Raw genomic sequence first — 500 nt, forward strand, 5'->3', positions numbered from 1 at the left:
GCGCCTGAACTGACGTTGACACCGAACACCAAGGAAATTCATCTTACAAACTATCAGATCATTAATGGGTGTCAAACCAGCAGTACTTTATTTGAAAATAGGCTGCATCTCACAGACTCCGTGAATGTAGTTGTCAAATTCATTGAGTCTCCTGAAAATGAATCGTCCAGCGATATTATTGCGGCCACCAATAGTCAATCAGACATCCCAAAAGAAGCCTTTTTTGGACTACGAAGCAAAGCCAAACTAGTTCAAAAATATTTCAACGCACACAATCAAGATAGCCTTCCTGAAAACAAAATATTCTTTGAAAGACGTCAAGGCGAATACAAGAATGCTGGCCACCAATACACTCGCATCTTCGACGTACGCGAAGTAGCAAGATGCTATGCGGCGATGTTTCTGGATTCGCCTCACAATTCAGCGCGATACGTTTCAAGAATATTTACATCACGCAGTGACAGTTTGTTTAAAGACAGTGATCACGAGTCGTATTACTA

Annotated in this window: 1 protein-coding gene; it reads left to right on the forward strand. The window is 41.4% G+C overall.

Annotated elements, in window-relative coordinates; genetic code table 11:
- Positions 1–15: 15 nt before the first annotated feature.
- On the forward strand, positions 16–500 hold a 485-nt coding region (locus tag JHD82_RS29035), incomplete at its 3' end, for an AIPR family protein (RefSeq protein ID WP_233174952.1).

The sequence above is a fragment of the Delftia sp. ASV31 genome (assembly GCF_016428765.1).
GTDB lineage: Bacteria > Pseudomonadota > Gammaproteobacteria > Burkholderiales > Burkholderiaceae_C > Comamonas > Comamonas acidovorans.